The organism is Pseudomonas sp. TNT3, from assembly GCF_010095445.2.
Lineage (GTDB): Bacteria > Pseudomonadota > Gammaproteobacteria > Pseudomonadales > Pseudomonadaceae > Aquipseudomonas.
In genome coordinates this window covers 21,888-46,546 of sequence record NZ_WFGV02000023.1, presented here as the reverse complement: position 1 = coordinate 46,546, position 24,659 = coordinate 21,888, and the positions used below count along the sequence as shown (strand labels likewise).

Sequence of the window (24,659 nt, the reverse complement as noted above, 5' to 3'; positions counted from 1 at the left end):
CGCGCTTACGCTTAGAAGAGCGCAAACACATGAGCGCCGAGGAACAACTGGTCAATCCAGAACACCTGATGCAGCAACACGATGGCCCAGAACAGGACCTGATAGGAAATCTTGCGGGTTTTGTGGCGAAACACTTGCTGCGCCACCAAAGCGCCCGGCCAACCGCCTGCCAGCTCTACCGCGTGCAGGACGTTCTCGGGCGTGCGCCAACGGGCGGTTCGCGCCTTGCGCTTGTCGCTCCAATAAAGGAAGAACGCCAGCACGCTGACGATCCCGTAAGCCGACAGGGGAATCAGCGAGATCCCCTGCAACCACATCGACAGCGAGCCCACCAACGGCAGCGCGCACACGATCGCAAACACCAGCCATTTCAGCCGCAGGTTCTGGATCTTGCCCCCAGAGTTACCTTCCGGGCGGTTGCGTGCGCTGCTGTCATTCATGGCTTGGCTGCGCTCCAGTCAACCCAGCCGAATTGCCAGGTGGCGAGGATCAGCAGACCGAATGCGATGCGATACCAGGCGAACACCGCATAGCTGTGGCTGGCGATGAACTTGAGCAAGCCACGCACGGCAATCATCGCGAAGATGAACGCAGTGACGAAGCCGACGGCAAACACCGGGAAATCCGCAGGCACGAACAGGTGCCGGTATTTGTACCCCGAGTAAACGGCCGCACCGACCATGGTCGGCATCGCCAGGAAGAACGAGAACTCCGTCGCAGTCTTGCGGGAAAGCCCGAACAGCAAGCCACCGATAATGGTCGAGCCGGAGCGCGAAGTACCCGGAATCATCGCCAGGCACTGGGCAAAACCGACTTTCAAGGCGTCTTTCCAGGTGATCTCGTCGACCGTCTCGGCGTGCACTTCATGCTCGCGACGCTCGGCCCACAACATGATGACCCCGCCGATAACCAGTGCCGTCGCCACGGTGATCGGGTTGAACAGATATTCTTTGATCATGTCAGCGAAGATCACGCCCAATACCACCGCCGGCATGAACGCAATCAACAGGTTGGCGGTAAACCGTCGAGCGCTGGGCTGGGTCGGCAGCCCGATGACCACGTCGAGGATCTTGCGGCGAAACTCCCACACCACCGCCAGGATTGCCCCGAGCTGAATAATGATGTTGAAGGCCATGGCGCGCTCACCACCGAAGTTGAGCAAGTCGGCCACAATAATCTGGTGGCCGGTACTGGAAATGGGCAGAAACTCCGTCAGCCCTTCTACAACGCCAAGTATCAATGCCTGAAAGGCGGTCCAAAGATCCATCAATCCCCCAAGAAGCGATGCACGCGGGCATGCCCCGTTAATATTTTTTCAGAACGTTTTTGCAATCAGCCTGGCTGTTGACCCCGCGCAAAAGTCTCCAGACGAAACCGTGAGAATCTCGTGAAAATTCAAGCTGGATTCAGGTTTTTCCGCGCGGGGCCGAAATCCTATCAGACAAGTCCCTTTTACGCTGCCGAGTATTGGGCTTGAGCCGCTACAGAAGACTCATCAAGCGTGACGGGATGCTGGCGATCCTTCATGACAAGAACAAAACCGGAGTGACAGCGTTATGAACAGCTTGCGCAATATGTCGATCAGCCGCCGTCTTTGGCTGATCCTGATCGTGGCCGTCATGATGTTGATGACGTTAGGCGTGTTGATGCTCAAGCAGATTCACGAAGACCTGTACCAAGCCAAAGCGCAGAAGACCCAGCACGTGGTGCAGACTGCCAGCGGGATCCTGAGCTATTACCATGAGCTGGAAACCGCCGGAACGCTGACCCGCGACGCGGCGCAGAAACAGGCGCTGACGGCTGTTCGGGGCCTGCGTTACGACCAGAACGATTACTTCTGGATCAACGACCTGACCCCGGTCATGGTCATGCACCCGGCCAATCCGAAACTCGACGGACAGAACCTGGCCGCCATCCGCGATCCGGACGGTTTTGCATTGTTTAATGAAATGGTCGCCGTGGCTAAATCCAAGGGCGCCGGCAGCATCAACTATCGCTGGCCTAAACCGGGTGCCAGCGAGCCAGTGGAAAAGACCTCCTACGTCAAGTTGTTCGAACCCTGGGGCTGGGTGATCGGTTCAGGCATCTATATCGATGACATGCAGGACGAGTTCTACGTACAAGTCTGGAAGGCCTTGGCGTTGGGAGTGTTGATTGCATTGATCATGGCGGCGCTGGTGATGCTGATTGCACGCAGCATCGTTCGACCGTTGCAGGAAACCGTCAACGCCATGGCCAATATCGCCAGCGGCGAGAGCGACCTGACCCGCAGCCTCGACACGCATGGCCAGGATGAGGTCACGCAACTGGCGCGGCATTTCAACGCGTTTACCGCCAAACTGCGCCTGGTGATCAGCCAGTTGCAGGTCTCTGCAAGCGCCTTGGGCGACTCCTCCAGTGAACTGGGGAACGACGCCGCCCAGGCGCAACAACGCAGTCAACAGCAATCCCAGCAGATGGAACTGGTGGCCACCGCCATCAATGAAGTGACGTATGGGGTTCAGGACGTTGCCAAGAACGCCGAACACGCCGCGAGCGAAATGCGCGATGCCGAGTCCCAGGCACAGCAAGGCCAGATCAACATTGATAGCAGCCTGCAGCAGATCGACAAGCTGTCGGGCACCATCGATCAGGCGGTGGAAGTGATACGCACCCTGGCGGCCGAAAGCACGCAGATCGGTTCGGTGCTGGAGGTGATCCGGTCGATTGCCGAGCAGACCAACCTGCTGGCCCTCAACGCGGCCATTGAGGCAGCGCGAGCGGGCGAGCAAGGTCGCGGATTTGCAGTGGTCGCCGATGAGGTGCGGCTGCTGGCTCAGCGCACGCAAAAATCCACGGCCGAGATTCAGTCGATGATCGAGCGCCTGCAAAATCATTCGGAAGCGGCGGTCAAAGTGATCGGCGACAGCAGCCGCGCTTCGCAACTGACCATCGAACAGGCGGGTCTTGCTGGAGCCAGTCTGAGTGCGATTGGTCAGGCGTTACGCAACCTGAACGGGCTCAATGCCTCAATTGCCAGCGCCACCTTGCAGCAGGCGCACGTGGTGGAAGACATCAATCAGAACGTGACCCAGGCGGCCGGCTTGTCCCACAGCACCGCACTCGCGGCCGAACAGTCGAGCGTGGCGAGTGTTCGGTTGAAGGCGTTGAGTGTCGAACTGAACAGCTTGTTGAAGCAGTTTCGGGTGTAGGGCCTGACTGCGGACCCTTGTGGCGAGCGAGCTTGCTCGCGCTGGGGTGCGTAGCGCCCCCCAATTCTCGAAAGAAAAAGAGTTTTTGGCCAGCGCTTCGCACTGGAGCGGGAGCAAGCTCCCTCGCCACAGGTTTGTATGCCTGCTACGAAAACACGCAGCTCACAGAAGCTCACTCACCACAAACTAGGTACAATCCGCTCCCCTCGCCAACTCCCAAGGAATCGCCATGTCCGGGCTAGAACTGTTTGCCGCCGCCCTCGGTGTCATCGCCGTTTGGTTGACGGTCAAACAGAATCCCTGGTGCTGGCCGATCGGCCTGGTGATGGTGTTGCTGTACAGCTGGGTATTTTTCGAAGTGAAGCTCTACTCCGACATGCTGCTGCAGATTATTTACGCGGCGCTGCAACTCTATGGCTGGTGGCAATGGACTCGCGGGGGTGAGGCGCGGCAGGGACGGCGGGTCAGCCAGCTTGAGGCTTCCACCATTGCCTTGAGTCTGGCGCTGGGCGCTGTTGGCAGCCTGGCATTGGGAGCCGCCATGGCGCACTGGACCGATGCCGCACAACCCTGGCTGGATGCCGCATTGACTGGTTTCAGTCTGGTGGCCCAATGGTGGATGGCACAGAAACGCGTGCAATGCTGGCCACTGTGGCTCGTGCTGGACGTGATTTTCGTCGGGCTGTTCATCTACAAAGGCATGTACCTGACTGCCGGGCTCTACGGTCTTTTCGCTGTGATCGCCATTCAAGGCTGGCGCGAATGGCGCGCCGACCTGGCATTGCGAGCATGAAGGTTCTGGTCCTGACCGGGCCTGAATCGAGCGGAAAAAGCTGGCTGTCTAGCGAGATCCAGGCGCGCTTTGGCGGGCTGTTGGTCGGTGAATACGTGCGGCATTTCATCGACCGTGAAGCCCGCGATACCTGCTACGACGACATCACACCCATCGCACAAGGCCAACTGACCTGGGAAGATGAGGCGCGCGCCAGGCGCCCTTCCCTGTTGATTCTGGACACCCATCTACTGAGCAACATCCTTTGGAGCCGAACCTTGTTTGGCGATTGCCCGGCCTGGATCGAGCAAGCCTTGCTGGCCCGGCGCTACGACCTGCATTTGCTGTTAAGCCCTGAAATCGTCGACTGGCACGACGACGGACAGCGATGCCAACCGCAGCTGGACGAACGCCGTGCGTTTTTCCAGGCGAGCCTCCAATGGCTTGACCTGAACCGTCAGCCTTGCCAAATACTTCAAGGTGACTGGCAACAGCGCAAGGATGCGGCGTTTGAGTCAGTAACCCGCCTGCTGGATATCTGAAAGGGGCTGTCTGCCCCTGTCAAAAGTGTCCATTCCTGAAACACTTCCTTCGGCGCAAACCCTCGCGCTAAAGCGTCTTGGGGACACCAAGGCGAAAGTGTTACGTGACTGATACACCTTCTCATCAGCGCCTGTAGCAAGCATTCCCGCCAACATGGACGGCGTTTTCGCGTGCCTCTGTCTCACCGATATTACAAATTATTTCTGCTAACCCCGAAGAAAAACCCCAACCCTCTGTTTTTAATAGAAAAACAAAAAGCGGCACACCTTCTGCTCTCTTCCCCGCAACGCTGATAAGGGCAGTGTTTCACTTACAGAAGGAATTGCCGCCGTGGGGATATTTGATAAACGCGCGTTTGGTCTGTTGTTGATCGGATGCGCACTCGGCTCAAGTGTCTGCCTTCCAGTGCAGGCGGATAACGGCATCATTACCATCAAGCGTGATGTCCAGACCCGTAATGCGGTCACCCCGCCTCTTATTCCCGATCCGAATCCAACAACCGTCAACGCCAACCCGTCGCAGCAGATCCTCAAACAAACTAACGAGTTGAGTGACGGCGACTTCGCCAACGTTGCCAGTGGCGCCAGCATTTCCCGCATGGTCACGCAGAACACCAATAACCTGGGCGCGAACATTTCCACGCAGAACCAGCTGTCGAACCAACCCGCCGGACGTTCGGGCAACTCGGGAGGTGGTATCGCCAACATGGTCAACTCAAGCATGGCGCAAGGCTTGGGTACGCTGAAAATCATAACGGGAGACCGTTAGGATGAATCGCACACTGCTCGTTCTCGCTATGTTTTGCAGTGCATCAACCTTTGCCCAATCTCCGGTGATCAACAAAGCCGACATCGACGACTCGGGTTCTCGATATCAAGGCAACCTCACCGTCAACCAGGCGGCCGGCGATCAGCAGCAACAAGCCAACGCCCGGGCCATCGCTATCGGTCACGGTGCTAGCGCCACCACCCAGATTCGCCAAGCCCTGGGCACCCCAAGCAGCCCCTTGATGGATGCGACGTCCAGCATCGGGGGCAACTCTTTCAGTAACGGCAACGGCGCGCTGGGCGTTAACCAGAGCGCCGGGGCCGGCACGCAACAAGCAAACGCATTGCGCATCAGCGTCAGTGCTCAGCCGCAAACGATCGACGACAGCGTCCTTCTTCAACAGAACGTAGCGTTGATCAACAACTCCGATCCAACTGTCTCTGCAACAGGCTATCGCCAGGTCTCTACGAGTGACCAGGCCTTCACCGGTAGTCGCGGGGTTATTCAGTTGAATCAGAGTGCCGGGGTGGGAAATCGCATGGGAAACACCCTGAGCATACGGGTCGCGGATTGACCCAAAAAGGGTAAAAAAACAACACTTAACCTTAATATAAGTACGGAGAATCACCATGAAACCTTCGATGGCACTAAAGCCTCTGGTTTTCGCAATTGCTGCGGTCATGGCTGTTGCTGTACACGCTGGGCAAAACGACAATAATGGCCATAACAATGGTCACAACAACGGCCATAACAATGGCCATCACCACGGTGGTGGCGGCGGCCCACAAACTCCACCACCACCAACAATGATCCCTGTGTATGCAACGGCCAATGCTTGGGATAACCAAAGCAGCACCGATAACCGCATCCGCAACGAAGGGACCATCAACAACGCTGAAATGAACAGCTCGGCGACAGGCACCAGCGGCAACGTCGGCGTCAACGTGGCGGCAGGTAATGGCAACCAACAAGACAACGCGGCGGCCATCGCCAACGCTGCGTCGGACTCCAGCCTCGATAACAGTTTCGTGTTCGGCACTGCCGCCGCAACATCGACTGTTACTCAAACCAGCAACAACAACGTCGTCAACAACTTCGGTAGCCAATCCTCTGCTGTGATGAGCGCATCGGGTAACGGCGGCAGCGGCAACATGGGTGTCAACATTGCCGGCGGCGACCTGAACCAACAGAAAAACACCATGGCCATTGCTAATGCCAATGCTCCACTGGGCAATGCAACCGCTACCGCCACTGCCGACCAGCAAGGTCCTGGCCTGACAGTGAACAACAACGCGGATCGGACATACCGTCTGGATACCATCACCGTCACCAATTCGGCGAGTGGTAGTTCTTCTGCCGGCTATGCATCCAACGCCAGCGGCAGCAAAAGCTCGTCTTCGAGCTTCGACCTGGCCGGTTCCAAGGCTTTCGCAGCCAGCGGATCCAGCAGCGCAAATGCCAGTGGCTCTCACAACAGTAACTCGAACGGTTCTTCAAGCGCTTCTCTGAGCGCTACCTTGAGCGCCACCCTGGACGCAGCTGCAGAAGCGGCCAGAAGCGCTACCTGGACTGAAGGCCGCCGCGAACGTAGCCACAGCTCTGAATCCAGCGCATCGCTGAATGCATCGCTCGACGCAACGCTTGACGCTTCTGTCAACACGTCGCACTCGAACTCGAACAGTTCCTCGTTCGAAAAATCGTACGACAAGTCCTACGACAAAGCGGCTGCTTCTGCGTACGAAAAATCGGGCAGCAAAGCCGCCCAATCCGAGTACGAAAAAGCAAAAAGCTACAGCGAAAGCAGTTCATTTGATTTGAGCAATACTTACTCGTATCAAGTGCTGACTCCAACTGGCTGGGCTAACCCTGTGACCAACACCGCAACCCTGAGTGGTTCGGTTAACGGCGGCAGCGGCAACCTGGGCGTCAACGTAGCTGCTGGTGTGGGCAACCAACAAAGCAACTCGCTGGCCATCTCCAACCAGTCGTTCTAATTGTTGTCTGTGGAGGCCCCCTTCTGGGGGCCTTTTTCAACACAACCAGAAGGCGTCCTACCATGCGCATTATCGCCTTGGCATTTCTGCTTTGCGTAGCCGGCGTGATCGAGGCTGCACAAATGCCGCTTGCCGTTCTGCCTGGAGGCGCAGTGATCTACAAGCCAATCCAGAGTGTGCGCGAGCGCAAATTCGAGGATCTGGTGCAACAGAAAACCGACTTCAGTTGCGGCGCAGCTGCGCTAGCTACCATCTTGCGTCAAGCCTATTGGCTGGACGTCGATGAAGAACAGATCATTACAGGCATGCTGGCACAGTCCGATCAGAATCTTGTTCGGGTCCAGGGTTTTTCCATGCTTGATATGAAGCGTTACGTAGAAAGTATTGGCATGCGGGCCCGTGGCTACCGTGTAGCGCCGGAAACGCTGACCGACATCAAGATTCCGGTTGTGGTCCTCCTGGATATACGCGGCTACAAACACTTCGTGGTCATGCAACGTGTCCATGATGGCTGGGTATACATCGGCGACCCGGTACTCGGACACAAACGTTTCAAAGTCGATGACTTTGTCAAAGGCTGGAACGGCATCATCTTTGCCGTTATCGGTCAGGGCTATGACAAGTCCAATGCGCTACTGGATCCCCCCGTACCGCTCACTGCCAAGAACCGCATTGACACCTTCAGCCCGGTGCGAGACGCAGACCTGATGGATTTCGGGTTTATAAAAAGCGACTTCTTCTAATAACAAGGGAGCATGAAGCTCCGGGAGCATCCAATGAATACGTCAATCTGGCTGGCCGTCGTCTGCCTGGCTGCCAGCCTGCCAACCCAGGCACAAACGTTCAAACCGATTGAATTGAAGGATCAGGAACTGGCGAACCTGCGAGGCCGCTATGTCATGCCGGGACGGATTGTCAGTTTCGGCATCACCATGTCCAGTACTTGGGAAAATGCAAAAGGCGAAGTCATCGGGGCAATGTCCTCCATGCAAGTAAAAGCATCGACCATCAAGCCACAATTTTATGTGTCGATGATCGACGAAAAAAGCACCAACTCAAACTCTTCGCAAGTTGCCAGCACTGCCAGTACGGGCAGTAGCGCAAGCACAACGCCAGGTACCGGTACCGTCACCGGCGGCGCTGGCCTGAATACCACCGAAGGTGTGACTCAAGTAGTGCGTGCAGCCGGCGACAACAATATTGCCTACAACAATGTCGATCTGAATGTCACCAAGGGGAACGAGGCGCCGACGGTGCAACCGCAGGGGCAAGTATTGGACTCGGGCACTACGTTAACCGGCAACAATGGCGCGGGCTCAATGAGCGTTTCCTCAACCGGTACCGGTGTGCAAATGAACATTGTGGCCAACAACAATCAGGGCAGTACCGTTCAACGCCTGGCTCAGGGCGGACTGTTGCAGAACACAACGTTGCTCGGCAGTAGTAATCAGGTACGCAACCTGACGTCCCTCAATGTAGTACTGCGTGACAACGTGGCTACAGGCAGGTCTTTGACCGGCAATCTGGACCAGCTCAAAGGTCTTCGCACTGCCGGATTCTGATCTACGCTCAGTCTCATCAGAAGTAGTCAGAAGGGACGGCTAACCCATGCACCGATCGTTGACGTTCAACGCAATTGTTTGTTTGAGTAGCCTGGCTCCAGCCTCACTGCTGTATGCAGCGCCGGACCCCCAGGTCGAAATCCTAAAACAAGAACTCATGGAGTTGAAACAGCGTTACGAAGCACAACAGAACGCGTTGATGGTACTTGAGCAACGGGTTCGCCAAGTCGAAGAAACACCTGCGAGCCCGGCGCCCAAACGTCTGACCAAATCCCCCGCCGATCCGGCCAGGGGGGGTGGTCAGTCGGTGGCGGCCGGCGCGCCGGGAACCACGGGCAGTTCATATGGCCAGTCGCTCAAAGATGACTCGGAGCCAGCGCCCAGCGTTTCCAACCTGTATGACGAAGCCAGCGGCTTCTTTGGTGGCGGCAAGTTCAGCGTCGAGACCGGCCTGACCTACACCCACTACGATACCCGTGCACTAACGCTCAATGGCTTCCTGGCACTGGACTCGATTTTCCTCGGCAATATCAACCTCGACCGCATCAAAGCGGATAACTGGACGCTGGACCTGACCGCCCGTTACAACGTGGCGCAACGTTGGCAGTTCGACATTAACGTCCCCGTGGTTTATCGCGAATCGACTTACTCCTCGGGAGGCGCAGGTGGCGCCGGACCGGTCACGTCGGACGCAACCGTCACCCGCGACCCCACCATTGGCGATGTCAACGTTGGCGTGGCTTACAAGTTCCTGGATGAGTCGGCCAGCCTGCCCGACGCGGTCGCGACGCTGCGCATCAAAGCGCCAACCGGCAAAGACCCTTACGGCATTAAGCTGATCAGTGATCCGACCAACGACAACCTCGCGGTACCTGAAGACTTGCCTACCGGTAACGGCGTCTGGGCGATCACTCCCGGTATCTCGCTGGTCAAGACCTTTGACCCGGCCGTGCTGTTCGGCAGCCTGGCGTACACCTACAACATGCAGGACTCTTTCAGCGACATCAGCCCGCAGGTCGGCTCCAAGGTCAAAGGCGATGTGAAACTGGGCGATTCCTGGCAAATCGGCGCCGGTATTGCATTCGCCTTGAACGAGAAGATGAGTATGTCGTTCTCATTCACCGATCAGTTCGCCCGCAAGAGCAAGATCAAACCGGACGGTGGCGATTGGCAGTCAATCAGCAACAGCGATTACAACTCAGCCAACTTCAACATCGGCATGACTCTGGCCGCTACCGATAAACTGACGATCGTGCCCAACCTGGCGATTGGCCTGACCGAGGACTCTCCGGACTTTTCCTTCAGCCTGAAATTCCCTTACTACTTCTGATCTGCAGTGACAGAAAAGCCCCGTGCCATGGAGATGGCAACGGGGCTTTTTTTGGGTTTGGATCAAGAGGAAAGATCAAAAGATTGCGGCGGGCCCACGGAGCAGGACCGGAACGAGGGTATGCCGAGCCTGGGCGAGGTACCGTACGAAAGGGGCAAGAGCGTTTGGTTACTTGGGGCCGGGCGGCGTTCCGTTTTTCCAAGTGACTCGCCCTAAGGGCGAAACCAATAGAAGCCGTTACCGCAGGAACGGACATGTACACCAGCAAGAATCTCACCGCCGATCAGGCCGCCATCGCGAGCAGGCTCACTCCTACAGTTTGATCCGGGTGTATCTGGGAGATATGAGTCGGCTGTGAGGCCGTCATCGCGAGCAAGCTCGGCTCCCACAGGTGAATGCGTGTGCTTCGAAAGTCAGGTCGGCTGGCAGGCCGCCTCGCTTTGGCTTTTGATCTGCTTTTGATCTTCTTGCCCCATGGGAAGGCCGAACGCAGGTTCTGCGCAGTGGGCAACCCGGCAAGGATGCCGGGTTAGCCGCGCACGGCCATGGATGGCCGATCGCGGCGGGCCCACGGAGCAGGACCGGAGTGAGGGTATGCCGAGCCCCGGCGAGGCACCGTACGAAAGGGGCAAGAGCGTTTGGTTACTTTGCGCCGGGCGGCGTTCCGCTCTTCAAAGTGACTCGCTGTAAGAGCGAAACCAATAGCTGCCGTGACCCCAGGAATGGATATGTACACCTGCAAGAATTTCACCGCCGATCAGGCCGCCATCGCGAGCAGGCTCACTCCTACAGTTTGATCCGGGTGTATCTGGGAGATATGAGTCGGCTGTGAGGCCGTCATCGCGAGCGTGCTCTTATAGAACGAACGTTAAACCATTGATTTTAACAATGCAGCGAGCACCCGGTTTTTTGCGCGACAGCGCGGCGTCGATGACGTGGCGACCACTCCTACAGCGAATCACATTTAAATGTGGCCGCCGTGTAGGAGCTGTCGAGTGAAACGAGGCTGCGATCTTTATGCTGTGATTAACGAATCTGGTGCTTGTGCAATAAACGGTAGAACGTAGGCCTGGATATCCCCAGAACTTTGGCGGCGATGCTCAAATTATCGCTATGGCGATTGAGCACATCACACAACGCCTGGCGTTCGGCGCGGGTTTTGTAGTCTTCCAGCGTGCCCATGGGTACAACCTGGGCATGCTGGCTGATCAGCCCCAGGTCTCGCGCCTCGATCTGCCGGCCTTCGGCCAATACCAGGCCGCGGCGGACACGGTTGGCCAGCTCGCGAACGTTGCCGGGCCAGTCGTGCTTGCCCATGGCGATCAATGCGTCGTCGCTGAAGCTGCGAGGACGACGGCCGGTTTCATGGCTGTAGAAGTGGGAGAAATGGTTGGCCAGCATCGACAGGTCGCCGTGGCGCTCACGCAGGGGCGCAGTGACGACTTGCAGCACGTTCAGGCGGTAATACAAATCTTCGCGAAAACGTTTCTTTTCGATCGCGGCTTCGAGGTCGACGTGAGTCGCCGCCAGTACCCGCACATCGACTGGAATCTGTTGGCTGCCGCCGACATGCTCGATATGTTTTTCCTGCAGGAAGCGCAACAGGTTGGCTTGCAGCTCAAGCGGCAGATCACCGATTTCATCAAGAAACAAAGTGCCACCGTTGGCCGCTTCGATACGCCCGATCTTGCGTTGATGGGCACCGGTGAACGCGCCCTTCTCATGGCCGAACAATTCTGACTGGATCAAATGTTCAGGAATCGCGCCGCAATTGATCGCGACAAAAGGTTTGCTGTGCCGTTGGGATTGTCGGTGCAGCGTCCGGGCAACCAATTCCTTACCCGTCCCGCTCTCGCCACGAATCAATACCGGGGATTCCGTAGGCGCCAACTTGCTCAATAATTTGCGAAGTTCCCGGATAGGTTTGCTGTCGCCCAACAACTCATGTTCAGGCTGATCAATGTGCACCGTTCCCTGTCCACGAAGCCGCGCCATACCGAATGCGCGTCCCAGGGTCACCTGGACCCGTGACACATCAAACGGCAACGTATGAAAGTCGAAAAACCACTCACAGACGAAGTCCCCTACATTCTGTAAACGCAGGACCTCTTGATTGAGCACGGCGATCCACTCGGCACCACTGCGACTGATCAACTCTTTAACAGCCTCGGGATGATCGAGGTGAAAAGGTTGCAAACGCAGCAGTCCGACATCACAGGTTTTGTCGCCGGCATTCTCCAGCGTGCAGCTGTCGACCTCCCAGCCCAGAGATCGCAAACCCGGCAATAGACGATGGCAATCGTCGCAGGGATCTACTACTAACAAACGTCGTGAGGCAGGCGTTTCGATCATGACTGTTCCTTGACGCCAAATTTGTTGAATTATTAGGAAAAACAGTCATTTGGCGGACCTGGCTGTAACATTAGCAATAATTTGACGGGGCCTTGTACCGTTTGACTATAGGGTTATCGCTTATTCAGTTATAAGTAACGACTCTGTTAGTTACCTAACGAGTTCAACCTTTTATTAAGCTTTCAATAACGGTCGACTATCGGACTTTTTAAAAGAAAATCGAAATTTCTGCGTGTTGTGTGTGACCCGTACCCCGGTTGAGGACATCAGTACAAGTAACCAGCCGCACGGGACGCCCAACCGTCGGCCTATCACTTGATTGGGCATAAGAGAGAGAATCCCATGACCGCCCCGCTCCGTATCAACGAAGCTCTTTTGATTGCCGACCGCGCATTCCAGCCTTTTCAATGCGTCGCCTGGGCCCTGCAAGACGGTAACGGCGAACTCAGCCTGACCGTCATCGACCGCACCAATTCCAGTATAGGTCGCAAGCAGATCCCCAGCAGCGCCTACACCGACCCGGCGCAACTTGAACGCGTGCTCAAACAAGCGCGTGAAGAGTTGAGCCAGGAAGGTTACACGCTGCAGTCCTGGTCAATGCCGCACTAAACATTACAAAAAGGCGGATTGCTTTACAGCAATCCGCTTTTTTTTGCGTAATTAGTTAGCACGTTCAAACGCTTACCTGCACTTCGCCGCACTTCTTTACTTGTGCTTTAACACTTCAACTACTTGGCACGCTTGCCACTGGTTCGAAAAGACACTGTTCTGGCACACAGCGACCCTCCACCTGTTAGTTCTGTCAGTTGTGCGCCGGATCATTCAGGCGTTGAATGTTTTCCTTACAAAGTCGCCGCCCAACTACTGGACCCTGATGACTCGCAAGGAGACGCGTGCATGTCAAGCCAGACCGCTTTTGCCTACCCAACCCCCATCAGCGACGCCGGAAGTCTCGATACATCCTTTGGCGGGGCAGGCAAAACACAGGTGTACTTTGCCGGTAGCCTCTCAAGCATGGCCAACGGCGTCGCGATTGATGCATGCGGCAGAATATTGGTCGCCGCGAAAGTCACGATGTCCAGCGGTAGCCGTTTTGGTCTGGCGCGCCTGCTTGAGGACGGGTCTGCCGACCTGACGTTTGGCAAACAGGGCAGCGTCATTGGTCAGTTCGAGTACGGATTCGAGGCCATGGCCGGCAAAGTCCTGGTCTTGCCCAATGGGCATGTTTTGCTGGCCGGCCTTCACTACCTTAACGCCAACCGAACCCTCCCTGCCCTCGCCCTCTTTGATCAGCACGGCACGCCAGTTCAGGCGTTTGGTGACAATGGACGCTGCATTGTGCAACTGCCGGGCAATCTTTCCGTGGGGTTGCGCGACGCCTGGCTGCCGCCGGGAGTGCCGGGCGCTGAAGCCTGTGACGTGCAGGTGCAGGAGGACGGTCGGATCCTGGTAGTTGCCAATCATCATTTCGAACTGGCCGATCACGCCGGCATGCTGATCCGCCTAAACACTGACGGCTCGCTGGACGCCACGTTCAACGGTCGCGGTTTTGTGGTGGTCAGGCACTTGCTGATGAATACCTGGCTCAGCAGCCTGCTACTGCAACAGGACGGACGGATTCTGGTGGGTGGCGCGATCAACTTTCCCGAAGAAGGACTGGTTGCCCGTTATCTTCCTGACGGGCGACTCGACGAGTCTTTTGCCGTCGAGGGTTTCAAGAGTTTCAATTCAGAGGGACGCAGCACGCAAGTCAGTCATATCGTCCAACAGGCAACTGGCGATCTGTATTGCGTGGGTAGCCGGCGCGATCCCATGCGCTGTCTGTCGATGAAACTACAAGGCAATGGCCACCCGGTCAGCCATTGCAATGGCGGCCACCCTCGATTGCTGGACATAGGCCACAGCGGTTGCCAATGGATTGCCGCTCACGCCGTTCCCGATGGTCGCGTGTTGACCGTCGGAGCGACAATCGGCGGGGTCGAGGCGGATTTTATTCTGGCTCGGCATCTGCCAGACGGCCAACTGGATGACAGCTTCGGCGACGGCATGGGTTGGGTCCGTACCCGCTTCGGCCGTAGCCTCGACACCGCCACTTCACTGGCCGCGCAGCCTGATGGCTCGATTGTCGTAGGGGGGTATTCCCTGGACGGAAACTACCGGGCCATCGTGGCGCGCTACTTGAACTAGCGAGATAGACTTTTCCTACCCTTGATATTCCGTTCTTCTTACGGCAAGTTGCGCGCTTCTTAAAACAAGGAGCAGCCGATGTCCGGTTCAATGGCCCAGGCGTTCGCGCACAATTTTCTTGGGCACTCGCCCCGCTGGTACAAGGCGAGCATTGTCGGCTTTCTGGTGCTTAACGCACTGGTGTTGTGGACGGTGGGCCCGGTTGCCGCAGGTTGGCTGCTGGTGCTGGAGTTCATTTTCACCTTGGCGATGGCGCTCAAGTGCTATCCGCTGATGCCCGGCGGCTTGCTGCTCATCGAAGCGCTGCTGCTGAAGATGACCACGCCCCAGGCGTTGTATGACGAACTGGTGCACAACTTTCCGGTGATCCTGCTGCTGATGTTCATGGTGGCCGGTATCTACTTCATGAAAGACCTGCTGCTGTTTCTCTTCTCACGGTTGTTACTGGGGGTTCGCTCCAAGCCCGCGTTGGCGCTGATGTTCTGTTTTCTGTCGGCATTCCTGTCGGCATTTCTGGATGCCCTGACCGTGACGGCGGTGATCATCAGTGCCGCCGTCGGTTTTTACTCGGTGTATCACCGTGTGGCCTCAGGCAATGATCCTCGCCAGGACAGCGAATACAGTGACGACCGTCACCTGCCGAAACTGCATCACGAAGACCTCGAGCAATTCCGCGCGTTTTTGCGCAGCCTGCTGATGCACGGCGCGGTGGGCACTGCGCTGGGTGGTGTGTGCACGCTGGTCGGTGAGCCGCAGAACCTGCTGATCGGCCACGAAATGGGTTGGCACTTTGCCGAGTTCTTTCTGAAGGTTGCCCCGGTTTCATTGCCGGTGCTGGCGGCAGGCCTCGTGACCTGTGTGCTGCTGGAGAAACTGCGCTGGTTCGGCTACGGCACGCTCTTGCCGGACAACGTGCGGGCGGTGTTGGCCGATTACGCCGCACAGGACAATGCCGAACGCACCTCACGCCAGCGTGCAGCGCTGATCGTTCAGGGATTGGCAGCGCTGATTCTGATCGCCGGCCTGGCGTTTCACATTGCCGAAGTCGGCCTGATCGGCTTGGCGGTGATCGTGCTGATTACGGCCTTCACCGGCATCACCGACGAGCACCGCATCGGCAATGCCTTCAAGGACGCCATGCCCTTCACGGCGCTGCTGGTGGTGTTCTTCGCCGTAGTGGCGGTGATACATGACCAGCAATTGTTCACGCCGCTGATCCAGTGGGTGCTGGCGCTGCCGGCCGACCAGCAACCGGGAATGCTGTTTATCGCCAACGGCTTGCTGTCGGCCATCAGCGATAACGTATTCGTCGCGACGATCTACATCACCGAAGTGAAGCAGGCGTTCATTTCCGGTCACATGACCCGCGAGCATTTCGAGACATTGGCCATTGCAATCAACACCGGCACCAACCTGCCAAGCGTGGCGACGCCCAATGGTCAGGCGGCGTTTCTGTTTTTGCTGACGTCAGCGATTGCACCGCTGATTCGCCTGTCGTATGGGCGGATGGTGTGGATGGCGCTGCCGTACACGGTGGTGATGGGTACGCTGGGCTGGTATGCGGTGAGTTACTGGTTGTAAACACCTGAAACTGGCCTGACCCCAAACGGTAGGAGCTGCCGCAGGCTGCGATCTTTTGATCCTGCTTTTAGAAGATCAAGATCAAAAGATCGCAGCCTTCGGCAGCTCCTACAGGGGAACTCCGGGCTTCATGGGTTCAGGGGTCAACGAAGGAGAATGTAGCGCTCGATCGCCTGGGCCGCACCGTCTTCGGTGTTGCTCCCGGTGATGACATCAGCCTGGCGCTGCACCGTTTCTTGCGCCTGGCCCATGGCGATCGACAAGCCCGCGCGCTGGAACATTGCAGGATCATTGCCGCCATCGCCCATCGCCGCTGTCTGTTCAAGCGGCACGCCCAAATGCCTGGCCAATGTCACCAACGCTGCGCCCTTGTTGGCTTGCATGGCGGTCACGTCCAGATAAATCGGTTGCGAACGCGAGACCTGCGCCTGGCCTTCGACCTTGGGCAACAACAGCGCTTCCAGTTCGATCAGCAGATCCGTGTTGTTACTGGTGGCGACGATCTTGTCGATGTGTTCCAGATAAGGTTCAAAACTGTCGACCACCACGGGCGGATAGCCCAATCCGCTTTGCTCGTGAGGCACCATCGGTCCGTTCGGGTCCTTCAACAACCAGTCACCGCCACTGAACACCCAGATTTCGATGTCCGGCCGATCGGCAAACAGCGCCAACGCCGTCAAGGCGGCCGTCGCCGGCAAATGGTAGGCGGCCAGAATACTGCCGTCCGGATTGACCAGGGTGCCGCCATTGAACGCCGCTGTCGGCAGATCAACGCCCAGGGCTTCGATCTGCTGCAACATGGCCTTGGGCGGGCGCCCGGTGGCGAGACTGAAATAGATGCCGGCCTCGCGCAACGAACGGACGGCATCGATGGTGCGCTGACTCAAGCTGTGATCGGGCAACAGCAACGTGCCGTCCATGTCACACAGCAGGAACCGGATGGGAGATTGCGTTGCGTCACTCATCCCAGGCTGTGCCAGACGCGACCGTCGCGGACCAGCAAGTCTTCGGCTGCCGGCGGACCGTCTTCACCTGCAGGGTAGCTCTGCACGCTGGCATCCTGTTGCCAGGCATCCAGGAACGGTTGCACGGCACGCCAGCCGTTTTCGATGTTGTCCGCACGCTGGAACAAGGTCTGATCGCCGGTCAGGCAATCGTAGATCAGCGTTTCGTAGCCGGTCGACGGCTGCATCTCGAAGAAGTCCTTGTAGGCAAAACCCAGCTCGATGTTGGCCATGTTGAGCGCCGGACCGGGACGCTTGGCCAACAGGTCGAACCACATGCCTTCATTGGGCTGGATCTGGATGCGCAGGTAGGTCGGCTGAAGCTCGTCGACTTCGGTATCGCGAAACTGCGCATAAGGCGCAGGTTTGAAGCAAATGACGATCTCGGTGTCGCGTACGCTCATGCGCTTGCCGGTTCGCAGGTAGAACGGCACACCGACCCAACGCCAGTTGTCGATCATGACCTTGAGTGCCACGTACGTTTCGGTGGTGCTGTCAGGCGCAACATTGCCTTCCTGGCGATAACCGGGCAACGACTTGCCGTCGACCTCGCCCGCGCTGTACTGGCCACGCACCGAGTTGGCGCGGGCGTCTTCCACCGACCAGGGGCGAATGGCGCCGACGACCTTGGCTTTCTCGCCACGGACCGCATCGGCTCCGAACGCCGCCGGCGGCTCCATGGCCACCATCGCCAACAACTGGAACAGGTGATTGGGCACCATGTCACGCAGGGCGCCGGTGTGTTCATAAAAACTGCCACGGGTCTCCACGCCAACGGTTTCGGCGGCGGTGATTTGTACGTGGTCGATGTAGTGATTGTTCCAGAACGCTTCGAACAGGCTATTGGAAAAGCGGCTGATCAGAATGTTCTGGACGGTTTCCTTGCCCAGGTAGTGATCGATCCGATAGATCTGGTTTTCCGACATTACTTTGAGCAGGCAGGTGTTCAACGCTTGCGCGGTGTGCAGGTCGGAGCCGAAAGGCTTTTCGATCACCACACGCCGGAAGGCGTCGGGGGTTTCTTCCAGCAGTTTCGCCGCGCCGAGCCTGCGCACCACTTCGCTGAAAAAACGTGGCGCGGTGGCCAGGTAGAACACCGCGTTGCCGGTGCCGCTGTCGGCAATTTTCGCCGCCAGGGCTTGATAGGTGCTGTCGTCCAGGAAGTCGCCCTGAACGTAGCTGATGCCTTTGGCCAGCTTGGCCCACAGCGCCGGATCAAGGGCGTCATCGCCCTTGCCGACTTTGGTGGCCGCTTCGGTTCGAATGAAATCTTCGAGCTTCTGCGCAAAGGCCTCGTCACTGATGGCGTTGTGGTCAACGCCGATGATCCGCAATCCATCCCCCAGCAGGCCATCGCGACTCAGGTTGTACAGCGCCGGCATCAGCAGACGCTTGACCAGATCGCCATGGGCACCGAACAGGAACAGCGTGGTCGGTGGTGCTGGTTCAGCCTTGGATTTCTTGCGGATCGTGTGGGTCATTTTTTCGAAGTCTCTACGTGGCCGCCAAAACCGAAGCGCTGAGCCGACAGGATCTTGTCGCCAAAAGTGCCTTGGCCGCGGGAACGGTAGCGCGAGAACAGCGAGTTCGACAGCACCGGCACGGGCACCGATTGCTCCATGGCCGCTTCGATGGTCCAGCGACCTTCACCGCTGTCGGCAACCGAACCGGAATAGCCGTCTAGCTTCGGATCGCTGGCCAGGGCATCGGCGGTCAGGTCGAGCAACCAGGACGACACCACACTGCCACGACGCCAGACTTCGGCAATATCGGCGACGTTCAGGTCGAAACGCTGGTCTTCCGGCAGGTTTTCGCTGCCCTTGGTCTTGAGAATATCGAAGCCTTCGGCGAAGGCCTGCATCATTCCGTACTCGATGCCGTTGTGGATCATCTTCACGAAATGCCCCGAGCCTGCGGGGCCGGCATGGATGTAACCGCGCTCGGCACGGTCATCTTCGGACTTGCGGTCCTTGGTACGCGGGATGTCGCCCAAGCCAGGTGCGAGGCTTTCGAACAGCGGATCAAGGCGTTTAACCACCTCGGCTTCACCGCCGATCATCATGCAGTAACCGCGTTCCAGGCCCCAGACGCCGCCGGATGTACCGACGTCGATGTAGTGCAGACCTTTTTCCGACAAGGTTTTCGCCCGGCGGATATCGTCCTTATAGAACGTGTTGCCACCATCAATGATGGTGTCGCCGGCTTCGAGCAAGTTGCTCAGTGTCTCGATGGTATCTTCGGTCGGCGCGCCGGCCGGCAGCATGATCCAGACCGCACGGGGCTTGGCCAGACCCGCCACCAGTGCCGGCAGGTCGATGACGCCCTTGGAGCCCTCGGCTGCCAGGTTGTCGACAAAGGCGGTATTGCGGTCGTAAACAACGGTGGTATGCCCATTGAGCATCAGGCGCCGCGCAATATTACCGCCCATGCGGCCCAGTCCAATAATCCCGAGTTGCATGTGCTGATGCTCCTTACTGCAAATAATGTGTGTCAAAGGTTATAGCCCAACGCGACCAATGAAGCTTAGTCCAGAGCGATGGCATGAAGTTTCCGGGCATTGTGCCCGATCCAGACTGATAACGTCGGGAAACGTCGAGAAGACACACCGACCGTAAAAAATAAAAAAGTTCCCTTCCCGCGCAAAAGAAATCAAAATTGCTGCCGATAGTGTTTTGCGCCGTTCGTGAAACGGCCAAATCACAGTTGATGCATGCCATTCGCGAGGTGAGCAATGGACACAGTAATGACCGCACGTCCTCCCCAAACACTTTACGTGACTATTCGTCGCGACGAACTGCGTCAGCTGCGCGAAGAACGCGAGCTGCTCATGCGCCAGGTCGCTCACCTGCAAGAACGCTTGCAGCAGGCGCTACCGGCAGATTACCTGCCGCCGGTCACGACGAAAAAAGCGCTGCACAACTGATCAAGAGTCCGTTTATGGGACCTCCTGTTCATCCAGTTTGGGGAGTTCGGCAGCGCTCGCTTCCACTCCCCTCCTGTCATCGATGACTGGCAACGCCCGGCATATCGAATCAGCTCACAAACTTTTCACACCCTTTTAGCGATACTTCAGTTTATTGTGGCCGCCCGCTGAGCTCTGTGTGGCCGTCATTCGCTGACGCCTCTGTGTGCCAGTGACCCCGAATTAATAGGCTGGAGCGCTGAATGGCGACGTTTGAACGCAGCAACCCGACTGCGAAAGGTTTTGATTGGGCCGGATTTCTCTGGCTGTTTGTTTTCTTCTGGTACTTCTCCGGTATTACGCAACTACTGATCCAACTAACGGGCACTTCCGGTTTCACCGGTTTCCGTCAGGCCTTTGTGATGAGTGCGATCTGGCTTGCGCCGATGTTGCTGTTCCCCCGTCAGACACGGGTGATGGCGGCAGTTATCGGCGTGGTGCTATGGGCCTGTTCCATGGCGAGCCTGGGTTACTTCTTCATCTATCAGCAGGAATTCTCCCAAAGCGTCATCTTCATCATGTTCGAGTCGAACATCTCTGAAGCTGGCGAGTACATGACCCAGTATTTCGCCTGGTGGATGGTCGCGGCGTTCCTTGCCCACACGTTGTTCGCGTACTTCCTCTGGACCCGTCTGCGCCCGGTATACATGCCCCGTGGCCGCGCGCTGGTCGCAGCAACGGTCATTGTCGTGGCCGTGATCGGTTACCCGCTGGTCAAGCAGACTATGCGCACCGGCAGCCTGGCCGAAGGCTTCGAAAAATTCGAAACCCGCATTGAGCCTGCAGTGCCGTGGCAAATGGCGGTGGCGTATCACCGCTACCTCGACACCCTGGCGGGCATGCAGGACATGTTGCACAGCGCCAGCAAGATCCCGCCGCTGAAAAACCTCACCGACGCGTCGGCCAACCAGCCCTCGACGCTGGTGCTGGTCATCGGCGAGTCCACCAACCGCCAGCGCATGAGCCTGTACGGTTACCCGCGGGAAACCACCCCGGAACTGGACAAACTCAAGGATCAGCTCGCGGTTTTCGATAACGTCATTACCCCGCGCCCGTACACCATCGAGGCGCTGCAACAGGTACTGACCTTCGCCGACGAAGAAAATCCGGCGCTTTACCTGTCGACGCCATCGCTGGTCAGCATGATGAAACAGGCGGGTTACAAGACCTTCTGGATCACCAACCAGCAGACCATGACCAAGCGCAACACCATGTTGACGACCTTCTCCGAGCAGGCCGACGAACAGGTGTACCTGAACAACAACCGTAACCAGAATGCTGCGCAGTACGATGGCGATGTGATCGCACCGTTCAACAAGGCACTGACCGATACTGCGCCGCGCAAGCTGATCGTCGTGCATCTGCTCGGCACGCACATGAGCTACCAGTACCGTTATCCGTCGACCTTCGACAAGTTCAAGGACCGCCAGGGCGTCCCGGCCGGCGTCCGCGATGATCAGGTATCGACGTACAACAGCTACGACAACGCGGTGCTGTACAACGATTTCGTGGTGTCGAGCCTGATCAAGGATTACGCCAAAACCGATCCGAACGGCTTCTTGCTTTATCTTTCGGACCACGGTGAAGACGTATTCGACTCCGCTGGCCACAACACCTTGGGTCGTAACGAAAGCAAACCGACGGCGCCGATGTACACCATCCCGTTCATGGCCTGGGCCTCGCCAAAATGGCGGGAAACCCACGACTGGAACTTTGCCCAGGATTTGAGCCGTCCATATAGCAGCTCACACCTGATCCACACCTGGGCGGACATGGCTGGTTTGAATTTCGATGAACTGGATCGCACCAAGAGTCTGGTCAGCGACAGCTTCAAGGCTCGTCCGTTGATGATCGGTAACCCTTACGAGCGTCAACAGCGTGCCTTGATCGACTTCAGCCTGATGAAGCCCAAAGTGGCGGAAGTCGTGCAGAAATAACCCAGCAATACCTGTGAAAAACACCTGTGGGAGCAGCGCTTGCTCGCGATTGCATAGGGTCAGCCGACAACGTAGCTGAAGGTGCCGCCCCTATCGCGAGCAAGCTTTGCTCCAACAGTCACCCCTTAAAATGATATTTATTCTCGTTTAAGACTAAATCTCACCGCCCTCCTTCGTCTTTGAGCAAACGGAAATTTTCCCTCAACGACAAGGAGTCGGCTGCGATGTTCGCGCCCATCACCCGTTCCATGACTTTTACCCTCGGCCTGTGCAGCCTTGCACTGAGCCCGGAGCTGCTGGCTGAAACCGATCTGGAAAAGGAACCCGTCACCGGCACCCTCGAATTGACCTCCACCAGCATCACCGCACAGGGGCTGGGCAACACCACCGAAAACACCCATTCCTACACCACCGGTGCCATGAGCAGTGCCACCCGCTTGAACCTGTCGATCAAGGAAACACCGCAATCGGTATCCGTGGTGACGCGTCAGCAGATGGACGATTTCAAACTCGGCACACTGTCCGAAGCCATGAGCCAGACCACCGGTATCGTGGTTCAGCACAATGACTCGGACCGGGTCAACTACTCCTCCCGCGGCTACTCGATCACCAATTTCCAGGTCGACGGGATGTTGAATACCTTCAGTTACATGAAGTCCGATTCCGACACCATCATTTATGACCGCATCGAAGTGGTCCGCGGCGCGACGGGCCTGACCACCGGCGCGGGCGACCCGTCGGCGACCATCAACATGGTGCGCAAACGCCCGACGGCGCAGTGGGAAGCCAAGACCGGCGTCAGCGCCGGCAGCTATGACGATTACTACAGTTACGTGGATGTCGGCGGTCCGCTGGCGTTCGATGGTCGCCTGCGTGGGCGCAGCGTGCTGGCCTACCGCGACAGTGATTCGTTCCGCGACAAGTACCAGCAGCAACGGGAAGTCGGGTACGGGATTCTCGAAGCGGACCTGACTGACGACACGGTACTCGCCGTGGGTTACGACTATCAGAACAAGCACGTCCAGGGCACGTCCTGGGGCACGGTGCCCTACTGGAACGCCGATGGCAGCAAAGCCAACCTCGGACGCTCGACCAACATGGCGACGTCTTGGAGCTCCTGGCCGATCAAGGACAAGACTGCGTTCGCCAATCTGGACCATCAACTGGGTGCTGGCTGGCACCTCAAAGCTGCGTACACCCATCGCGAAAGCGACACCGACGGCAAGATCTACTACGCCGGCGGCGGTTTTCCCGAGGCTGATCGCAGCGGCATGATCGCCAACGTCAGCCACATGATCGGCACGCAGAAAATGAAAGCCTATGACTTCAACGTCGCCGGGCCCTATTCATTGTTGGGGCGTGAACATGAGCTGATGATTGGCTATGGCGAGGCAGAACGTAGTGAAAAAAAACCCTACACCGTCGACGGACCCCGCGCTGACGATTACGAAAACGTGCCCGACTGGAAGTACATGGGCAACATCGGGAAATTCCCCGATACCGTCACGGGCGTGACGGGCTCGACAGACAGTACGCGCCAGAAAGCGGGCTACCTGGCCACTCGCCTGAGCCTGACGAACGATTTGCACGCGGTGCTCGGCAGCCGTTATGGCAGCTGGAAATCCTCGAAAACAGCCAACAGTTATGACGACGACAGTCTGCAACTGACCGGATCGGAAAAAACCAGCCAGCAACACAATGACATGTGGACGCCCTACGCGGGCCTCCTATACGACCTCACCCCGGAATACACCGCCTACGTCAGTTACACGGACATTTTCAAGCCGCAGTCCAATCGAGACGCCAACCGCAAGTACCTGGAACCGGTGGTCGGCAGCAACTATGAACTGGGGCTCAAGGGCAGTTTGCTCCAGGAGCAGTTGAACCTCGCCACGGCGCTGTTCTGGAGCGATCAGGACAACGTCGCCGAGCTGGACGACTCGGTGCCACCGGACCCGGTGACAGGCGAAGAGTTCTTCAAGGCTGACGGTAAAGGCACCAAGGTTCGGGGCTTCGAAGCTGAACTGTCGGGCGAAGTCATGACGGACTGGAACATGACAGCCGGCTACACCTATACCCACTCGGTCAACGGCGAGAAAAACCGAACCAACACCACCGCGCCGTTGAACATGTTCCGGCTCTCCACGGCTTATCACTTGCCGGGCGACTGGCAGGCACTGACCGTAGGCGGTGCGGTGAATTGGCAGAGCGACATCTACCGCGCCGCGAGCCGCCCAGTCGGACGTAACGCTGCGGGCAACATCATCACCGAGCGCACCAATATCCGTCAGGACGCCTACACCCTGGTCAACCTGATGTCGCGCTACGAGTTCGACAAGCACCTGTCGGCCTCGTTGAACGTCAACAATCTGTTCGACAAGAAGTACTACGAGAACGTTGGGTTCTATAACGGCAACTATTGGGGCGACCCGCGCACAGTCACCTTGAGTCTGGACTGGACGTTGTAACCGGCGGT

At 57.6% G+C, this 24,659-nt stretch carries 21 protein-coding genes; 15 read left to right on the top strand and 6 right to left on the bottom strand.

Translation table 11 applies throughout. The annotated features are described in order from the left end of the window. Positions 1-11: 11 nt before the first annotated feature. Together GBC55_RS15315 and GBC55_RS15310 are read right to left on the bottom strand one after the other, a co-directional pair. Positions 12-440: a DUF1294 domain-containing protein gene (locus GBC55_RS15315; RefSeq protein ID WP_162438183.1), complete on the bottom strand. Its 429-nt coding sequence runs from the start codon at positions 438-440 to the stop codon at positions 12-14. Then, complete coding sequence (locus GBC55_RS15310) at positions 437-1,267, bottom strand: undecaprenyl-diphosphate phosphatase (protein WP_162438182.1); 831 nt, start codon at positions 1,265-1,267, stop codon at positions 437-439. The genes GBC55_RS15315 and GBC55_RS15310 overlap by 4 nt, the downstream gene beginning before the upstream one ends. Positions 1,268-1,556: 289 nt before the next feature. Between GBC55_RS15310 and GBC55_RS15305 the strand changes: the two genes are divergently transcribed. From GBC55_RS15305 to GBC55_RS15265, 9 genes are all read left to right on the top strand, one after another. Beyond that, positions 1,557-3,191, top strand: coding sequence for a methyl-accepting chemotaxis protein (locus tag GBC55_RS15305; RefSeq protein ID WP_162438181.1), 1,635 nt, complete (start codon positions 1,557-1,559; stop codon positions 3,189-3,191). A 229-nt stretch (positions 3,192-3,420) separates the two neighbouring features. Next, positions 3,421-3,984 (top strand): nicotinamide riboside transporter PnuC, encoded by a 564-nt coding sequence (gene pnuC / locus GBC55_RS15300; protein WP_162438180.1) that lies wholly within the window; start codon positions 3,421-3,423, stop codon positions 3,982-3,984. Then, positions 3,981-4,505 carry an AAA family ATPase gene (locus GBC55_RS15295; protein ID WP_162438179.1) on the top strand — a complete coding sequence of 175 codons (525 nt, stop codon included), beginning with the start codon at positions 3,981-3,983 and terminating at the stop codon, positions 4,503-4,505. The genes pnuC and GBC55_RS15295 overlap by 4 nt, the downstream gene beginning before the upstream one ends. Before the next feature lie 331 nt (positions 4,506-4,836). After that, complete coding sequence (locus GBC55_RS15290) at positions 4,837-5,274, top strand: hypothetical protein (protein WP_162438178.1); 438 nt, start codon at positions 4,837-4,839, stop codon at positions 5,272-5,274. A 1-nt stretch (position 5,275) separates the two neighbouring features. After that, on the top strand, positions 5,276-5,848 hold the full coding sequence (locus GBC55_RS15285; protein WP_162438177.1) for an adhesin: 573 nt from the start codon (positions 5,276-5,278) through the stop codon (positions 5,846-5,848). 55 nt (positions 5,849-5,903) lie between these two features. After that, a complete protein-coding gene (locus GBC55_RS15280) occupies positions 5,904-7,268 on the top strand; it encodes a heme utilization protein (RefSeq protein ID WP_162438176.1) in 1,365 nt (454 codons plus the stop codon). Positions 7,269-7,330: 62 nt separating this feature from the next. After that, positions 7,331-8,011: a C39 family peptidase gene (locus tag GBC55_RS15275; protein WP_162438175.1), complete on the top strand. Its 681-nt coding sequence runs from the start codon at positions 7,331-7,333 to the stop codon at positions 8,009-8,011. Positions 8,012-8,044: 33 nt separating this feature from the next. Further along, positions 8,045-8,830 (top strand): hypothetical protein, encoded by a 786-nt coding sequence (locus GBC55_RS15270; RefSeq protein WP_162438174.1) that lies wholly within the window; start codon positions 8,045-8,047, stop codon positions 8,828-8,830. Between the two features lie 46 nt (positions 8,831-8,876). Beyond that, on the top strand, positions 8,877-10,160 hold the full coding sequence (locus tag GBC55_RS15265) for a transporter (RefSeq protein WP_162438173.1): 1,284 nt from the start codon (positions 8,877-8,879) through the stop codon (positions 10,158-10,160). A gap of 1,026 nt (positions 10,161-11,186) precedes the next feature. Here the strand turns inward: GBC55_RS15265 and GBC55_RS15260 are convergent. Then, positions 11,187-12,512 carry a sigma-54 dependent transcriptional regulator gene (locus GBC55_RS15260; protein ID WP_162438172.1) on the bottom strand — a complete coding sequence of 442 codons (1,326 nt, stop codon included), beginning with the start codon at positions 12,510-12,512 and terminating at the stop codon, positions 11,187-11,189. A gap of 342 nt (positions 12,513-12,854) precedes the next feature. Here GBC55_RS15260 and GBC55_RS15255 point away from each other — a divergent pair, with 342 nt between their 5' ends. The 3 genes from GBC55_RS15255 (at position 12,855) to nhaB (ending at position 16,280) form a co-directional block, all read left to right on the top strand. Then, positions 12,855-13,121, top strand: a complete 267-nt coding sequence (locus GBC55_RS15255) for a hypothetical protein (RefSeq protein WP_162438171.1) — start codon at positions 12,855-12,857, stop codon at positions 13,119-13,121. Between the two features lie 288 nt (positions 13,122-13,409). Then, a complete protein-coding gene (locus GBC55_RS15250; RefSeq protein ID WP_162438170.1) occupies positions 13,410-14,699 on the top strand; it encodes a hypothetical protein in 1,290 nt (429 codons plus the stop codon). A gap of 78 nt (positions 14,700-14,777) precedes the next feature. After that, positions 14,778-16,280: a sodium/proton antiporter NhaB gene (gene nhaB / locus GBC55_RS15245; RefSeq protein WP_162438169.1), complete on the top strand. Its 1,503-nt coding sequence runs from the start codon at positions 14,778-14,780 to the stop codon at positions 16,278-16,280. 143 nt (positions 16,281-16,423) lie between these two features. On the opposite strand, the gene GBC55_RS15240 is transcribed toward nhaB, so the two are convergent. From GBC55_RS15240 to gnd, 3 genes are read right to left on the bottom strand one after another with little or no spacing between them, the layout of a single operon-like run. Continuing rightward, entirely contained in the window at positions 16,424-17,245 is an 822-nt protein-coding gene (locus GBC55_RS15240) for an HAD family hydrolase (RefSeq protein WP_162438168.1), read from the bottom strand. Continuing rightward, positions 17,242-18,765 (bottom strand): glucose-6-phosphate dehydrogenase, encoded by a 1,524-nt coding sequence (gene zwf / locus GBC55_RS15235; RefSeq protein WP_162438167.1) that lies wholly within the window; start codon positions 18,763-18,765, stop codon positions 17,242-17,244. Before zwf ends, GBC55_RS15240 begins: the two co-directional genes overlap by 4 nt. Next, entirely contained in the window at positions 18,762-19,742 is a 981-nt protein-coding gene (gene gnd, locus GBC55_RS15230; RefSeq protein ID WP_162438166.1) for a phosphogluconate dehydrogenase (NAD(+)-dependent, decarboxylating), read from the bottom strand. The genes zwf and gnd overlap by 4 nt, the downstream gene beginning before the upstream one ends. Positions 19,743-20,015: 273 nt before the next feature. Between gnd and GBC55_RS15225 the strand changes: the two genes are divergently transcribed. The 3 genes from GBC55_RS15225 to GBC55_RS15215 all read left to right on the top strand — a co-directional run bounded on the left by GBC55_RS15225 (position 20,016) and on the right by GBC55_RS15215 (position 24,651). Further along, positions 20,016-20,207, top strand: coding sequence for a DUF6026 family protein (locus GBC55_RS15225; RefSeq protein WP_162438165.1), 192 nt, complete (start codon positions 20,016-20,018; stop codon positions 20,205-20,207). Positions 20,208-20,449: 242 nt separating this feature from the next. Next, on the top strand, positions 20,450-22,183 hold the full coding sequence (locus tag GBC55_RS15220) for a phosphoethanolamine transferase CptA (protein ID WP_162438164.1): 1,734 nt from the start codon (positions 20,450-20,452) through the stop codon (positions 22,181-22,183). Positions 22,184-22,407: 224 nt separating this feature from the next. Beyond that, positions 22,408-24,651 carry a TonB-dependent siderophore receptor gene (locus GBC55_RS15215; RefSeq protein WP_162438163.1) on the top strand — a complete coding sequence of 748 codons (2,244 nt, stop codon included), beginning with the start codon at positions 22,408-22,410 and terminating at the stop codon, positions 24,649-24,651. Positions 24,652-24,659 lie beyond the last annotated feature (8 nt).

Coding starts and splice junctions, on each gene's coding strand:
- GBC55_RS15305 (WP_162438181.1), top strand. CDS start 1,557: ATGAACAGCTTGCGCAATATGTCGATCAGCCGCCGTCTTTGGCTGATC.
- pnuC (WP_162438180.1), top strand. CDS start 3,421: ATGTCCGGGCTAGAACTGTTTGCCGCCGCCCTCGGTGTCATCGCCGTT.
- zwf (WP_162438167.1), bottom strand. CDS start 18,765: ATGACCCACACGATCCGCAAGAAATCCAAGGCTGAACCAGCACCACCG.
- GBC55_RS15280 (WP_162438176.1), top strand. CDS start 5,904: ATGAAACCTTCGATGGCACTAAAGCCTCTGGTTTTCGCAATTGCTGCG.
- GBC55_RS15265 (WP_162438173.1), top strand. CDS start 8,877: ATGCACCGATCGTTGACGTTCAACGCAATTGTTTGTTTGAGTAGCCTG.
- nhaB (WP_162438169.1), top strand. CDS start 14,778: ATGTCCGGTTCAATGGCCCAGGCGTTCGCGCACAATTTTCTTGGGCAC.
- GBC55_RS15270 (WP_162438174.1), top strand. CDS start 8,045: ATGAATACGTCAATCTGGCTGGCCGTCGTCTGCCTGGCTGCCAGCCTG.
- GBC55_RS15315 (WP_162438183.1), bottom strand. CDS start 440: ATGAATGACAGCAGCGCACGCAACCGCCCGGAAGGTAACTCTGGGGGC.
- GBC55_RS15295 (WP_162438179.1), top strand. CDS start 3,981: ATGAAGGTTCTGGTCCTGACCGGGCCTGAATCGAGCGGAAAAAGCTGG.
- GBC55_RS15275 (WP_162438175.1), top strand. CDS start 7,331: ATGCGCATTATCGCCTTGGCATTTCTGCTTTGCGTAGCCGGCGTGATC.
- GBC55_RS15220 (WP_162438164.1), top strand. CDS start 20,450: ATGGCGACGTTTGAACGCAGCAACCCGACTGCGAAAGGTTTTGATTGG.
- GBC55_RS15310 (WP_162438182.1), bottom strand. CDS start 1,267: ATGGATCTTTGGACCGCCTTTCAGGCATTGATACTTGGCGTTGTAGAA.
- GBC55_RS15250 (WP_162438170.1), top strand. CDS start 13,410: ATGTCAAGCCAGACCGCTTTTGCCTACCCAACCCCCATCAGCGACGCC.
- gnd (WP_162438166.1), bottom strand. CDS start 19,742: ATGCAACTCGGGATTATTGGACTGGGCCGCATGGGCGGTAATATTGCG.
- GBC55_RS15240 (WP_162438168.1), bottom strand. CDS start 17,245: ATGAGTGACGCAACGCAATCTCCCATCCGGTTCCTGCTGTGTGACATG.
- GBC55_RS15215 (WP_162438163.1), top strand. CDS start 22,408: ATGTTCGCGCCCATCACCCGTTCCATGACTTTTACCCTCGGCCTGTGC.
- GBC55_RS15255 (WP_162438171.1), top strand. CDS start 12,855: ATGACCGCCCCGCTCCGTATCAACGAAGCTCTTTTGATTGCCGACCGC.
- GBC55_RS15260 (WP_162438172.1), bottom strand. CDS start 12,512: ATGATCGAAACGCCTGCCTCACGACGTTTGTTAGTAGTAGATCCCTGC.
- GBC55_RS15285 (WP_162438177.1), top strand. CDS start 5,276: ATGAATCGCACACTGCTCGTTCTCGCTATGTTTTGCAGTGCATCAACC.
- GBC55_RS15225 (WP_162438165.1), top strand. CDS start 20,016: ATGGACACAGTAATGACCGCACGTCCTCCCCAAACACTTTACGTGACT.